The sequence below is a fragment of the Paenibacillus sp. MABNR03 genome (assembly GCF_050455445.1).
Classification (GTDB): Bacteria; Bacillota; Bacilli; order Paenibacillales; family Paenibacillaceae; genus Paenibacillus; species Paenibacillus xylanilyticus.
Window position 1 is genome coordinate 249,657 of record NZ_JBCIYR010000003.1, and the last position, 13,873, is coordinate 263,529.

At 46.9% G+C, this 13,873-nt stretch carries 13 protein-coding genes; 10 read left to right on the forward strand and 3 right to left on the reverse strand.

The window, feature by feature from the left end:
• Positions 1-51 precede the first annotated feature (51 nt).
• From AAIH57_RS16370 to AAIH57_RS16390, 5 genes are all read left to right on the forward strand, one after another.
• Positions 52-345 (forward strand): hypothetical protein, encoded by a 294-nt coding sequence (locus AAIH57_RS16370; RefSeq protein ID WP_430022390.1) that lies wholly within the window; start codon positions 52-54, stop codon positions 343-345.
• 350 nt (positions 346-695) lie between these two features.
• Positions 696-2,153, forward strand: coding sequence for a glycoside hydrolase family 1 protein (locus AAIH57_RS16375; protein ID WP_430022391.1), 1,458 nt, complete (start codon positions 696-698; stop codon positions 2,151-2,153).
• A gap of 75 nt (positions 2,154-2,228) precedes the next feature.
• Positions 2,229-3,653: a glycoside hydrolase family 1 protein gene (locus tag AAIH57_RS16380; RefSeq protein ID WP_430022392.1), complete on the forward strand. Its 1,425-nt coding sequence runs from the start codon at positions 2,229-2,231 to the stop codon at positions 3,651-3,653.
• Positions 3,654-3,885: 232 nt separating this feature from the next.
• Positions 3,886-4,737 (forward strand): BglG family transcription antiterminator LicT, encoded by an 852-nt coding sequence (gene licT, locus AAIH57_RS16385; protein WP_175397353.1) that lies wholly within the window; start codon positions 3,886-3,888, stop codon positions 4,735-4,737.
• 129 nt (positions 4,738-4,866) lie between these two features.
• Positions 4,867-6,771: a beta-glucoside-specific PTS transporter subunit IIABC gene (locus tag AAIH57_RS16390; RefSeq protein ID WP_430022393.1), complete on the forward strand. Its 1,905-nt coding sequence runs from the start codon at positions 4,867-4,869 to the stop codon at positions 6,769-6,771.
• Between the two features lie 120 nt (positions 6,772-6,891).
• Here the strand turns inward: AAIH57_RS16390 and AAIH57_RS16395 are convergent, their stop codons facing one another.
• Complete coding sequence (locus AAIH57_RS16395) at positions 6,892-7,773, reverse strand: LysR family transcriptional regulator (protein ID WP_430022394.1); 882 nt, start codon at positions 7,771-7,773, stop codon at positions 6,892-6,894.
• Positions 7,774-7,961: 188 nt separating this feature from the next.
• Here AAIH57_RS16395 and AAIH57_RS16400 point away from each other — a divergent pair, with 188 nt between their 5' ends.
• On the forward strand, positions 7,962-8,546 hold the full coding sequence (locus tag AAIH57_RS16400) for an ankyrin repeat domain-containing protein (RefSeq protein WP_430022710.1): 585 nt from the start codon (positions 7,962-7,964) through the stop codon (positions 8,544-8,546).
• 49 nt (positions 8,547-8,595) lie between these two features.
• Positions 8,596-9,951, forward strand: coding sequence for a uracil/xanthine transporter (locus AAIH57_RS16405; protein WP_430022395.1), 1,356 nt, complete (start codon positions 8,596-8,598; stop codon positions 9,949-9,951).
• Here the strand turns inward: AAIH57_RS16405 and AAIH57_RS16410 are convergent.
• Together AAIH57_RS16410 and AAIH57_RS16415 are read right to left on the reverse strand one after the other, a co-directional pair.
• Positions 9,938-10,315 carry a PilZ domain-containing protein gene (locus AAIH57_RS16410; RefSeq protein WP_175397356.1) on the reverse strand — a complete coding sequence of 126 codons (378 nt, stop codon included), beginning with the start codon at positions 10,313-10,315 and terminating at the stop codon, positions 9,938-9,940. The two genes, AAIH57_RS16405 and AAIH57_RS16410, sit on opposite strands and share 14 nt — an antisense overlap.
• Positions 10,316-10,421: 106 nt before the next feature.
• Positions 10,422-10,886, reverse strand: a complete 465-nt coding sequence (locus tag AAIH57_RS16415; protein ID WP_430022396.1) for a hypothetical protein — start codon at positions 10,884-10,886, stop codon at positions 10,422-10,424.
• 151 nt (positions 10,887-11,037) lie between these two features.
• On the opposite strand from AAIH57_RS16415, the gene AAIH57_RS16420 reads away from it, so the two are divergent.
• From AAIH57_RS16420 to AAIH57_RS16430, 3 genes are all read left to right on the forward strand, one after another.
• A complete protein-coding gene (locus AAIH57_RS16420) occupies positions 11,038-12,621 on the forward strand; it encodes a HEAT repeat domain-containing protein (protein ID WP_430022397.1) in 1,584 nt (527 codons plus the stop codon).
• 29 nt (positions 12,622-12,650) lie between these two features.
• Positions 12,651-13,115: a DUF6386 family protein gene (locus AAIH57_RS16425; protein WP_175397360.1), complete on the forward strand. Its 465-nt coding sequence runs from the start codon at positions 12,651-12,653 to the stop codon at positions 13,113-13,115.
• A 72-nt stretch (positions 13,116-13,187) separates the two neighbouring features.
• Positions 13,188-13,868 carry a hypothetical protein gene (locus AAIH57_RS16430; protein ID WP_430022398.1) on the forward strand — a complete coding sequence of 227 codons (681 nt, stop codon included), beginning with the start codon at positions 13,188-13,190 and terminating at the stop codon, positions 13,866-13,868.
• Positions 13,869-13,873 lie beyond the last annotated feature (5 nt).

Consider the following 13,873-nt stretch of genomic DNA (forward strand, 5'->3'; position numbering starts at 1 on the left):
TGTCAGATAGGACTTCGGGGTATTAAACCGCATTTCAGGGAGGTAATTTACATGAGTATGAAAGATATCTTTCTTGCCGAATTCAAGCAGGAGAGTTGGGACTCATTTGTTGTGAGCTTTGCAGATCGCTTGCTGCAGAATGATCCGAAACTGGTGGAAAGTGCGAGGCAGCAGGGAATTCCGGCAGACATAAGCCACGTGCTTCTATGCGAAATGGGGGAGTGTGCACTGGACCGGATGAGCAAAGAGGTGCCAGCTTTAGGCGACCAAAGTCCTGCAAGCTTTCTGGGTCTCGCAGATGGTGGAAATGCATTAAGGGCAGCCATTATGCGTATGCCGCGTTGAAGTTCTTCTATATATAATAAGCCTGTTGCATACTAAAGTTGATTTTGAAAAACAGATATGTTACGCTTACATCACTGAGGAAAACAACAGAATAATCAATACATCGTTTGATGGATTGTTACTGCGAAGACAGGCAAAACCTAAACTGATGGTGAAATGAAAGCTCCTTTTTTGGGCGCTATTTTACCTTGAGTTTAGGTTTTTCTTGTTTTCTGGCCTGTTTTGGGTCAATGGATCAGGAACAACCTCAACGAGATTTACTGATTATCGTGTGGGTTTGCTCGAAACAGGACATTCTATCTTTCTGACTTGTCATTACCAAATAAATTGTTGAAAAGAGGTTGTTGTTCATGACCACAGCAAAAAAAGGATTCCCCGAAAACTTCCTGTGGGGTGGCGCTACAGCGGCCAACCAATTGGAAGGTGCATTCGATAAGGACGGCAAAGGACTCTCCACAGCAGATATGATTGCGCATGTTCCAAAAGAGAAGCGTACAGGCGGGCATGCCATGGAAATTTCCTCATCCCGAATCGAAGAAATTCTGTCAGGCAAAATCGAAGAGCGTTTCCCTAAACGTTTCGGTATTGATTTCTACCATCGTTTCAAGGAAGATATCGCCTTGTTTGCCGAAATGGGCTTCAAAGTATTCCGTTTGTCCATTCACTGGGCTCGTATTTTCCCGAACGGTTACGATCAGGAGCCGAACGAAGCAGGTCTGAAATTCTATGACGAAGTCTTCGACGAACTGTTGAAATACGGCATTGAGCCGCTGGTTACCTTGTCTCACTACGAGACTCCGCTCGGTCTGACACAGAAATACAATGGCTGGGCTGGCCGTGAAGTCATTCAGCACTATGTGAGATATGCAGAGACGGTATTCAACCGTTATAAAAACAAAGTGAAATACTGGCTGACTTTCAATGAAATCAACGTAATGCTGTTCAGCCCGTACACTGGCGGCGGCATTCTGATCGATAAAGTGGACAACCAACTGCAAACGACCTATCAAGCATTGCATCACCAATTTGTAGCAAGTGCCATGGTAACGAAGCTTGCGCATGAGATTATTCCTGGTTCCCAAGTGGGCTGTATGCTCGCCCGCATGGAGACGTATCCGGCGACTTGTAACCCGGTAGATGTTCGTCTGGCTCAACACGAGAATCAGATTAACCTCTTCTTCACAGACATGCATGCTCGTGGTAAATACCCGAACTACATGGGCCGTTATTTCGAAGAGAATAACGTTGTAATTCACAAGGAGCCAGGTGATGACGAAATCCTGCTCAACAACACCGTGGATTTCATCTCCTTCAGTTACTACATGTCTGTGACCAAATCAGCTTCTGCTGACCTGGAAGAAACAACAGGGAACCTGACTGGCGGCGTGAAAAACCCTTATCTCGAAGCCTCCGACTGGGGTTGGGAGATCGACCCAATCGGATTGCGCGTAACGCTGAACAACTTCTGGGATCGTTATCAAAAACCACTTTTCATCGTTGAAAATGGACTTGGAGCCTATGACAAGGTAGAGGAAGATGGTTCGATCCATGACTCCTACCGTGTGGATTACCTGAAAAAACACATTGAGCAAATGAAGGAAGCCATCAAGGATGGTGTGGATCTGATCGGATTCACGGCTTGGGGTCCAATTGACCTCGTGAGCATGTCCACTTCCGAAATGTCCAAACGTTATGGCTTCATCTATGTGGATCTGGATGACGAAGGTAACGGAACGCTTGAACGTTCGAAGAAAGATTCATTTGACTGGTACAAAAACGTAATTGCAAGCAATGGTGAGCAGCTGTAATTCGGGCCTGATTCGGATAGCACGATCGCTTTTGACAAAGAATGAAAAGATGACGATAAGAGAGGAATGATTGAGATGACAACACCATTTCCGAAGGACTTTCTGTGGGGCGGCGCTGTAGCTGCCAACCAGCTTGAAGGAGCTTATAATACAGATGGTAAGGGCTTGTCTGTTCAAGATGTAATGCCGCACGGGATTACAACGCCGAGAACGGAAGGACCGACTGAAGATAATCTGAAACTGATTGGTATCGATTTCTACAACCGTTACAAAGAGGACGTTAAACTGTTTGCCGAAATGGGCTTTAAAGTGTTCCGTACTTCTATTGCCTGGTCACGGATCTTCCCTAAAGGGGACGAGCTTGAGCCGAACGAGAAAGGTCTGCAATTCTATGATGATCTGTTCGATGAGTGCCACAAATACGGGATTGAACCACTTGTAACGATCTCTCACTATGAGACACCGCTGCATCTGTCCAAAACGTATGACGGCTGGGTTAACCGTAAAATGATCGAGTTCTACGAGCGTTATGTAACGGTCCTGTTTAATCGCTTCAAAGGTAAAGTGAAATACTGGTTGACCTTTAATGAAATCAACTCCATTTTGGAGGAGCCATTCATGAGCGGCGGGATCTACACGCCGAAAGACCAGTTGTCCAAGCAGGATCTGTATCAGGCAATTCACCATGAGCTGGTAGCAAGCGCACTCGCTGTCAAACTGGGTCATGAAATTATGCCGGAAGCCAAAATCGGCTGTATGGTTCTGAGCATGCCTACGTATCCGCTGACTCCTAATCCGGATGATGTGGTTGCAGCGATGCATGCAGAACAGCGCAATGATATTTTTGCCGATATTCACGCACGTGGTTATTATCCAAAATACATTAATCGTTATTTCAAAGCGAACAATATCAATATCAAGTTTGAAGACGGCGATGCAGAAATTCTGAAGCATACGGTAGACTTTATCTCGTTCAGTTACTATGTAAGTCTCTGTGAGACAGCTGATCCGGAGAAACGCGTTGAAGGCAAAGGGAACCTGTTTGCAGGGGTACAAAACCCTTACCTGAAAGCGAGCGAATGGGGCTGGCAGATTGACCCGCAAGGTCTGCGTGTAACGCTGAATAAATACTGGGATCGATATCAAAAACCGTTGTTTATCGTCGAGAACGGACTTGGTGCTGTGGATGAGTTGATCACAGATGAGAACGGCAACAAAACGGTGAACGACGATTACCGTATTCAATATCTGAATGATCACCTGGTGCAGGTTGGTGAAGCGCTTGAAGATGGTGTCGAAGTTATGGGATACACTTCATGGGGCTGTATCGATCTGGTTAGCGCATCAACTGCAGAGATGAAGAAACGCTACGGGTTTATCTACGTGGATCGCAACAACGACGGAACTGGTTCTCTGGAACGGTATAAGAAAAAATCATTCCATTGGTACAAAGAAGTCATTAGTACAAATGGTGCAAGTTTGAAGGGTGTTAACGAATAATAGTGGTTCAAAAGGCATGGTTGACAAGCATATTCTCGTGTCGTAATTAGTCACATTAACCGCTTTCACAAAAACATTGTCATATGGATGATTATATGGTAAGATGGGCCTAAGGCTAATGAATAACTGGATTGTTACTGTTCAATCAGGCAAAACCAGAAGCAGGGCATATTTCGTGACCTGCTTTGGTTTTGCCTTTTACTACTTTGACGGTGCAAGGTGATGTGAAGAAATGAAAATTGAGAAGGTGCTGAACAACAACGTAGTTACCGTGATTGATCCGGGTGGGAACGAACTGGTCGTCATGGGACGAGGAATTGCCTTCAAAAAGCATGCTGGTGAATCGATAGACGAAAGTCTCATCGAAAAAATATTCTCATTGGAAAGTAAGGAAGTATCGCAGAAACTGAAAACGCTTCTGTCCGATATTCCAGTTGAATATGTTGAATGCTCGGATGAAATTATCCGTTATGCGGAGACGGTGTTAGGTGAGAAGTTGCATGAGAGCATCTATATTTCCCTAACGGATCATATTCATTTTGCCATTGATCGACATCGTCAAGGATTGCAAATCCGTAACGCATTGTTTTGGGAAATCAAGCGCATGTACCGTAAGGAATATGCTATTGGGCTCAAAGCACTTCAGATTATTGAAGAAACACTGGGAGTACTGCTGCCCGAAGACGAATGCGCATTCATTGCGATGCACCTGGTTAACGCTCAGATGAACGGTGAGATGCGAGAAACCATCAGCATTACGAATATTGTTAAGGATATACTCAACATTGTAAGGCGCAGTTTTGTTATTGAGCTGGATGAGGATTCGCTGAGCTATTATCGATTCTTAACCCATCTGAAGTTCTTTGCTCAACGTGTGCTGCAAGGTACAGCCATTGAAGACAAGGAAGAAGATAATCCGCTTCATGACCTGGTGAGTAAGCAATACCCTGAAGCGTATGCTTGTGCAGTCAAAATTAATGATTACACTCGGAAGATTTATAATCGGGTTTTATCCAAGGAAGAAATACTGTATCTAACGATTCACATTGAACGTGTTGTCAGAAATGAACAACCAATTGAATAAATTTGGGATTGTTACTGCTAAAAAGGCAAAACCTAAACGTTGAATAATGATAAGCTGAAACTGCTTTGTCATTATTCAGTGTTTAGGTTTTTTTTTAACCTTCATTACACTTTAAAGGAGCAAAACACAATGGATAAACAACAATTGTCCAAAGATATTTTGAAGCTGGTCGGTGGGGAAGAGAACATTGATCAAGTCACACACTGTATGACAAGACTCCGATTCAACCTTAATGACAACGGAAAAGCGGACAAAGCAACATTGAAAAATACACCGGGCGTTATGGGTGTCATGGAGAATGGTGGTCAATTCCAGGTCATTATCGGAAACGATGTGCCTGTTGTGTATAACGCGCTTGTGGGCAACATGTCCAAAGCTCCTACATCTGAGTCGGCAGGAGCTTCTACTGGAGAGAAGAAAAAGAGAAATCCGATAAGTGCCCTGTTTGACTTTATCTCAGGTATATTTACCCCAATTCTGCCTGCGATTACTGGCGCGGGGATGATTAAAGGAATTATCGCTATTCTGGTTGCTGTGGGATGGATGTCCGATACCAGCTCCACGTATATTATTTTGTCCGCTATTGGTGACGGCGCATTTTACTTCCTGCCAATCATTTTGGCGATTAGTGCTTCCCGCAAGCTGGGCAGCAACATGTATATTGGCGCAGCATTAGCTGCTGGTATCATGCATCCAACGATTACAGCACTGCTGGAACCAGGCAACAGCTCGTTTGCTGGTATTCCAGTCGTAGCAGCAACATATTCTTCTACGGTTATTCCAATCGTAATTGCAATATGGATTTCATCGTATGTAGAGAAAGCAGTTGACCGTGTAACACATGCTTCTTTGAAGCTGTTGGTGGTACCAACCGTAACATTGTTGATTATGGTTCCGTTGACGCTGATTGCAATCGGACCTCTGGGTTCCATTATTGGTAACGGATTGTCAGGTGGTATTTCATGGTTGTTTGACAATGTATCTATTCTGGCAAGTATCTTGATTGGTGGTACAATGTCACTGTTGATCATTACAGGTATGCACTATGCATTGCTGCCAATTATTGTTGCATCGATGACATCACTTGGATATGACTTTATTATTCCATTAATGTTTGCGGCTAACTGGGCACAAGCGGGTAGCGCATTCGGTGTAGCATTGAGAGCAAAAAACGGACAAACGAAGTCCCTTGGATACTCTACCGGTTTAACAGCAGTTATGGGGATTACTGAACCTGCCATGTACGGGATTAACATGAAATTCAAAAAGCCGTTTATCGCAGCCCTCCTAGGGGGAGCTATCGGCGGTGCGTTTATGGGAATCTTCCAGGTTAAAGCCTTTGTAATGACAGGTCTGGTGGGTCTGCCAAGCATTGCAGCCTATATCAGTCCATCTATCAGTACATTGATCTATGCGATTGTCGGTGGTGCGCTTGCGCTCGTGGCAGCAGCAGTGATTACGTATATCCTTGGATTCCAGGAAGAAGCAGCACCAAAAGCAGCTGAAGCTCCGGCTCAACCGGCTGCTGAAGTAAACAACACTGCACCTGCAGCAATTGAAACAGAAGAGGCAAAAGCACAAGATCAAGAAGTGTTCAGCCCGATTACAGGCGAAGTAAGACCACTGAGCGAAGTACCGGACCCAGCATTTGCAGAAGAAATTATGGGTAAAGGATTTGCGATTCAGCCGACCGAGGGTCGTGTCGTTTCTCCGATCAACGGAACCGTATTCTCCTTGTCCAAGAGTGGACATGCCATTGGTCTGGTTAGTGACAACGGCGCAGAGATGCTGATTCATATCGGTATTGATACCGTGAAGCTGAAAGGCCAATTCTTCTCACCTAAAGTTCAGGCAGGAGCGAAAGTTGCTGTTGGTGATGTGCTGATGGAATTCGACCGCTTGGAAATTGAAAAGGCCGGTTACACAACCATTACGCCAGTCATTATCACAAACATGCATCAGTATGAGTCAATCGTATCTGCAGGTCGTACTTCGATTAAAGAGCAAGAGCTGCTCTACACGGCAAAAGTCTAAACATATGAAAAGCAGCAGTGTTTCCGGAAGCACCGGAAACACTGCTGCTTTTTTGTTGTACACCACTGCAATGTCCCCGGTTACTTTTCTGTAGTTCAAGTCGGGGTTCTGTTGGTGCTCCTATGGAAGCATCTCCCTTACCAATTGCACGAATTGCTGGGCAGGCTTGGACAGGTACCGATGATGAAGCCAGACAAGTGCTGAACCGACGGTGGAGTTGGGGTCCAGGATCCGATATACATGGAATGATTGTTCGTGATGAAGCTGCAGTACCGTGCGCGGCACGATGGAACTCGCGAATCCGAGCCGGACCAGCTCAAGCAGCATGGCAACATCCGAGCATTCACCCATAATCGAAGGTTTCACCTGATGTTCACGGAACTTTTCGAGAATCAGTTCAAACATCCCGAGCCCTTCTGTACTGGGGAGCAAGAGAGGAATGTCTGCCAGCTGATTAAAATAAGTGCCGGTATCGACCGCAGTATTCAGCGGCACGGAAGAAATGTAGAAGAGCGGCTCTTGCGGCAGATGCAGCACTTCATAATGTTCAGTCTTCACGGGCATGCGAACGCAGGCCAGTTCAATGAGTCCGTCATCCAGCAGACGGCATAATTGAGAGGATTCATTCTGCTGAATCTTATAGGTTACCTGCGGATGGCTTGTCCGAAACTGCTGGAGTGCTTGCGGGATCAGACTGTCGGATATGGTATTTATGCCTAGAGACAGCTTTCCCCGGATACCGTAACGGAAGCTTTGCATTTCCATGATGGCTTCTTCCATATATTTGGTCAAAGTGACAGCATAGTCATAGAAGTTTCGACCCGCTTGGGTCAGTTCCATCATGCGCCCTTTGCGTTCAAATAGCGATACGCCAAGCTCTTCTTCCATCAGTTTCAACTGCTGGCTGAGTGGAGGTTGGGCCATGTGCAGCCTTCGGGCAGCAGCTGTAATTTGTTTTTCCTCGGCAATGGCAATAAAGTAGCGACATTGTTTGATATCCACGTGTTTTCACCCTCGTTGCAAAAGTATATGTATTTCGTATAGTAAGCCAACAAAACATGTATTTTTAATATACTATCATCCTATGTTAACATACATTAGATTTGCACACCTAGTTAACAAGATTCGATCTCTAAAATGAACTGTGCTCATGACAAAGACGATGAATTGGAGGATGAAGCACGTTGGCGTTGGCTAAAAGGATACATGCCGCTGCTGAAGCTGGGCATACAGATGAAGTTATTCGGTTTATTACACAAGGCGCCGGATTGAATGAACGGGATGAGCTTGGGCGGACACCATTGATGGCTGCGTTGCATGGCAATAAGGTGCAGACCGTACGCATGTTGATCGATGCCGGAGCCGATATTAACCTTCAGGATGGGCGGTTGGATAACCCGTTGTTGTACGCGAGTGCCGAGGGCCTCAGAGAGATTGTTGAGTTAGCCATTGCAGCGGGGGCAGATACAAAATTAACGAATCGTTTTGGCGGAACAGCACTTATTCCTGCTGCGGATCGGGGTCATGTAGACATTGTGGAGCTCCTGCTGACAAGAACCGATGTGGACGTGAATCATATCAACAATCTGGGCTGGACAGCGCTGCTGGAGGCCGTCATTTTGGGGGACGGCGGTGCCAGACATCAGCAGATCGTGGCATTGCTGTTGCAGTATGGTGCTGATGCCGAGATTCCCGATCGGGATGGAATTACACCGCTTATGCATGCCAGACGAAATCGATATATCGAAATGGAACGGCTGCTATCGAAGGATTGAATGAAGGTGGTCCATTCCATATGAAAGCGCGAAAGGAAATAAACTATTCATGAACAGACAGCAAGAGCATTTTATATCAAAATATATGAGCCAAACATCCTCGCTTGTTTTGGCAGGTATTCAGTGGTTCTTCTTCCTGTTTACCAATACTGTAGTGGTGCCCTTATCCATCGGACATAATTTTCAGCTGTCTCCGGATGCTATCGCAGCATCGATGCAGCACGCATTTCTACTTACCGGAGCCGTGTGCATTCTGCAGGCTGTCTTTGGACACCGCTATGCAGTTATGGACGGTCCTTCGGGTCTGTGGTGGGGATTAACCCTCAGCCTAACCGTTTCGGCATCTTCTGCCGGTATGAGTTTGGAGCGAATCGGGGGAGGGCTTGCTACCGGTTTCCTGTTAGCCGGTTTCACCATGATGGTCCTTGGCAGATTAGGTGCAGCCCATGTATTGCAGAAGCTGTTTACACCCATGGTCAAGAGTGCGATGCTGTTTCTCATGACGATCCAGCTGACCATGAATTTCTTCAAGGGTATGGTGGGCTATACCGAATTTGGTACATTCAACCTGCCTGTAGCCGCCTTATCGGTTGCAATTGCGTTTCTGGTCGCCTTGATCCAGCTGAAGGGCAGGGGCAAACTGGGCAATTACTCCATTCTCATTGGCATAGTGTCAGGATGGATTGCCTACAGTTTTGTGTTTCCAGGTCAACACGCAGGGCTATCGAGTGATTCTGGGAGGAGTTTGTTTTCGCTGTTTCCATGGGGGGCACCGACGTGGGAGCCGGGGATTGTCATTACGGCGTTCTTTGTCGGATTGGTCAATATGACGAATTCAATCACAACATTAAGCACGGTGGAAAAAATATACGGAACACAGACGACAGACCAACAATATAAACGCTCCTATATGCTGACAGGATTGTTTAGCATGCTCTCTGCATGTGTGGGCGTGCTGCCATTTGGTCTATTTGCATCGTCAATCGGTTTTCTGGAAAGTACACGTATTTTGAAACGTGCTGCTTTTATTATTGGGGCAAGCATGTTATGTATTTTGGGGCTAACCTCTTCAGTCACTGCCTTTTTTGCGCAAATACCGCCAAATGTAGGCAGTGCCGTATTGTTTGTAGCCTACTTGCAAATGTTCGGAACAGCACTCAGAACCATTGAAGGGACAACGTTTAATTCCAAAACGATATACCGCGTAGCTCTGCCTGTTCTAACCGGGGTTGCCGTAATGAACATCCCTGCCGAAGCTTTTCAGGCATTGCCCATTTACCTCATTCCCATAATTAGCAATGGACTCGTGATCGGTGTTCTTGTCTCACTGATTCTGGAAAGAAGCGTGAACTGGTCCAAAATGGAGAATGCCTCCACCGCGAATAAAGCTGCTACTTCACCATGATCTTTCCCTGTCCGGCAAGCATGCGCATCTCTCTGGACAGGCGATCGTGATTGCCATCCGGAATCTCAAGCTGCACGCCGTAATGCCATGTTTCGTTCTCCTCTATGCCCCAGCGCAGTGTTCCTTCCAGATATAAGGGATCTTCAAAAAGAAGCAGATTCATTCCGATCCGGATTTCATTGGACTCGACATGCAGGCTTAGCGGAAACGAAAGCTGGCAGCCAGAGCGGCTGATATCAATCAATTCGGCCTGAATGGGTTTGTGTGGTGCAGATACACCGTTAATGCTGATGATGTAAATTTCAAACGTGATGGGTTCCTTCAATGTATAACGAAAGGGTTCTCTTCTAAGGTTGATTGACATAGTTTCCTCCACAAAGTTCAAAAAATTCATGTTATGGTTATATCGTCAATTTGCACCCGAAAATGAAGAGATACAGCCTGTTTACGTGGAGGAAACCGTCATAACCTCAGGTAAATGTGAACCCAATGCTTGCACTGGCAGACCGGGGATCATAGCTGGAATAGATCGCTCCCCATGGAAAGCTGTATTCCATGTAGGGATAGGGTTTGGAGCGTACAATTTGCGGTGTACCAGAAATCTGCTGCTTCAGCCATTCATCATGGGCCGCTTTGCGCTTCATCTCACCTGCCTCGGTCCAGTCATCCCATGAAGACGGAAATTCGCTGCCGTCCAGTGCCAGACTGGCATGAACTAGTCGGGACTGATAGAAACACAAGGCGAGGTAATATGTTTTGCCACCCGAAGAAGCGACTGATTTGAATCTGTACCACGTATATCCCGTAGTGAGCGTTTGAACTTCTGTGCTTTTCTCCTTATAAAAAAGACTTGTCTTCAATTCCTCCTCCGTGAGACCGGAATACAATTTTAGACTATCGTCAACCTGAATGACGCCGCTTTCCCATCCATCCATATTACAATCCCTCACTCATTGCATTTTTTCACAAGTATAGCATAAACAGATATAGCCCATGGGTTCCTTTAACCCCGCTTCCCGGCTTGATATAATGGTTGGATATGGTTCTGATTCCTTACCTGGATCAGATGGGAAGGAGCGGGTGAACGTGCGTCAATTGTCTTCTGAATTAAATGGAAAACTCAATCAGCTGGGAACAGGAACTGTTCAGGAAACGGTGCAGCAACTTCGTCAGATTGGCCAGTCTGGAGTCTATGCCGCGATTCCGGTCATGTTACGAATGATGGATCATGAGTGTGCCGACATTCGTCGGGCAGCAGAGCAGGCGGTTACCCGTTTGCTTGCGGTATGTCCCGTATCCGAATTGGTTTGGCTGAATGAACATGTGCGGGAATGGCGTCCATCTCCTGTGGATCGGAAGCGAGTAGTGGAACGTGAGATGCATACGATGGATCAGGCCAGTACAATCCGTTTATCCATGTTGACGATGCACTGGAGCGGATACATAAGAGAGGCAGCAGTTAAAAGGATGATTCGGGAAGGCGAGTCCTATAGCTTTGCTTATTTGCTGCTTCGGTTGAATGATTGGGTGCCCGAAATTCGCAATCTGGCCAGAGCTGCACTCGAACGAAAACAGACGCCAGAATATGCCAAGCTGTGGATGGAACATATCATACTTGTGGAGCGACTTCGGATCTGTGGCCGGGATTCATTCGAGTCTTTCATTGAATCCGTGCATCACCTGCTGCGACAGAAGGAATGCCGATATGTCCTTCATACGGCACGGGTATCCCCGGAGCCCGGCATCCGCCGATTGGCTTTTCGTATCTCGATGGAAGCAGAAGGAACGGATACGGAGATGCTTATGGAGCAGGCGCTGCGTGATGAGGATCCTTCCATACGGCGCTGGGCAGCACAGCGAGTGGATCGCATGTTGTCCGGTCAGAAGCTGAGAGAGGTCCTTCTTCGCATGCAGATGGACAGTGTGCCTTCGATCCGCCGGGAAAGTCTGGATGTGCTTGCCACGATGTATCCCGCAGATGCGAGGGAGATTATAATGGACCGGCTTCTGGATTCGAACCTGTCTGTACGAGATACAGCACGGAGGCATGCCAAACCTTGGATGAAGGTGAATTATGCGGAGTGGTATCTTGACGCGATATGGAGCGAAGGGCAAGACCATCTTGCTGCTGCCCTTGCCGGTCTTGGCGAGACGGGGGAAAAGGCAGACGCTGAGGTCCTGTTTGAATATGCTCAGCATCCATCCGTTGCAGTACGGAAAGCAGTTATACGCGGGTTGATGCGGCTGGACGCTATATCCTATGGAAATTATTTTATATGTTCGCTAAGGAGCCCTCAACCAGGCATCTCCCGGGAAGCCTGCAGGGCACTCATGCGCCATCCATATCTCATTAAGCCTGATGAAGCCGCTGTTCTATTGTCGGGAGCCGATGTCTTGCCTCATGTTATTCGAAATGTGCTGCGCATCATCTCTGCCATGGGCAGATGGACTCAACTCGGATTGCTGCTGCAACAGCTCCCAACAGCCAAGCAGGAATGGGTGAAACGCACAATCCAGCGCCAATTGCACAACTGGGCCCAATTCCCGAATCGCAGCTACGGGGGCAGAATGTCCACGGCTGAACGGGAACGTCTTCATACGCAGCTGTCGTTATGCAGGCAGGAATTGGACAGCGATCTGCTGCAGCGCTTGGAGTGGCTGATACAATAAATGATTACAATCAGAGAGGAAGATGAAGGATGCGTGGGACATTTCAATTTGATACGGATACGGCAACGCTGTGTCTGTATGATCTGGCTTCGTTAAAACACCGTGTGGAAGAACCGTCGGACTGGTGGTCCCTTCCGGAAGATGAACTGGCTGAGGTGAACGCAGGTCATTGTCTCTTTTTCAATCTGGGAGCGGATGGATTGTATGAGGTAACGTGGAGTGTGGATATCTCGGACACAGCTAACGAAGTGCAAGAAACACAAGGAGTGCAAGTGTTTTATCTGCAAGTTCCCTCCGGCAATGTATTTCTGGGAGCGGCCGAGGACGTCAGTGGCGGAGATCTGGAGCCGGATGAGTCATGCGATGGGATAACCTTGCCGCTGCAGCCCGGAAACTATGCGTGCTTGGTCTCTAGAGAAGGCAATCACATTTCGATGTCTATAAAACCAAGTGCCCAGGGCCATAACATACTGGATAGTCTGATCCGTGTTTAGAATGTTTTTATGAATGGTACAGGAATGGGTAAGTCCTAAAGAACAGTAGACAGTATATCGGGAGGGTTTCACATGCTGAATTGGAATTTCACGTCGATAACGAATTCAGATACACTGCATCAACACATGCGCGTGCTTGCTGCATTGGATATCATCATGTCAGAGGAAGAATGGCTCCGCGTACACCGTTATGAAGCCGAGCTGCAGCCTGGTGTGGCATGGGGGAGCATCGATAATGGTGCAGGTGATCACCTGCATGTGTTGTTTACCAGCTACGGTACGTTAATCAAGGGATTCGACCATGAATCACCCTTAAGTCCACATGCCCGAGAAGATGGAGAAGTCTACCCAGGCATGTATGACGAAGTGCCAGAAGCATTATTGACTATTTTGCGGGATCATGGGGAAGCGTTGGAATTGGAGGATGTTACCTTTTGTGTTTGGCAGGAAGGAAACGATCCACAATGGAAAGCTGGAAGCTGGATTCAGCAAGCGTTAAAGGAGGAAGGCGAAGACGACGCCACAGGCGGTGCCGATTTTTTGCTGGGCTATATTGAGGAAACGCCAGAGGCATTTGCTGATTGGGCAGAAGGATATTATGACACACAGGAATTGTCCTTGTCTGCGTTAACTGAAGTATATGAGGGGAAACCAGTGACAGCCAGTCTAATCAGGGAGCTATGCCCCGCGCGCGATATAGAAGCAGCGCTGGATGAGTTGCATCAACGTGGATACGTTGTGGAACGAAGTTAACAGAG

What these genes read in the sequence shown, in the direction of transcription:
- AAIH57_RS16370 (WP_430022390.1), top strand. Translation starts at nt 52, where the DNA reads ATGAGTATGAAAGATATCTTTCTTGCCGAATTCAAGCAGGAGAGTTGG.
- AAIH57_RS16375 (WP_430022391.1), top strand. Translation starts at nt 696, where the DNA reads ATGACCACAGCAAAAAAAGGATTCCCCGAAAACTTCCTGTGGGGTGGC.
- AAIH57_RS16380 (WP_430022392.1), top strand. Translation starts at nt 2,229, where the DNA reads ATGACAACACCATTTCCGAAGGACTTTCTGTGGGGCGGCGCTGTAGCT.
- licT (WP_175397353.1), top strand. Translation starts at nt 3,886, where the DNA reads ATGAAAATTGAGAAGGTGCTGAACAACAACGTAGTTACCGTGATTGAT.
- AAIH57_RS16390 (WP_430022393.1), top strand. Translation starts at nt 4,867, where the DNA reads ATGGATAAACAACAATTGTCCAAAGATATTTTGAAGCTGGTCGGTGGG.
- AAIH57_RS16405 (WP_430022395.1), top strand. Translation starts at nt 8,596, where the DNA reads ATGAACAGACAGCAAGAGCATTTTATATCAAAATATATGAGCCAAACA.
- AAIH57_RS16410 (WP_175397356.1), bottom strand. Translation starts at nt 10,315, where the DNA reads ATGTCAATCAACCTTAGAAGAGAACCCTTTCGTTATACATTGAAGGAA.
- AAIH57_RS16415 (WP_430022396.1), bottom strand. Translation starts at nt 10,886, where the DNA reads ATGGATGGATGGGAAAGCGGCGTCATTCAGGTTGACGATAGTCTAAAA.
- AAIH57_RS16425 (WP_175397360.1), top strand. Translation starts at nt 12,651, where the DNA reads ATGCGTGGGACATTTCAATTTGATACGGATACGGCAACGCTGTGTCTG.
- AAIH57_RS16430 (WP_430022398.1), top strand. Translation starts at nt 13,188, where the DNA reads ATGCTGAATTGGAATTTCACGTCGATAACGAATTCAGATACACTGCAT.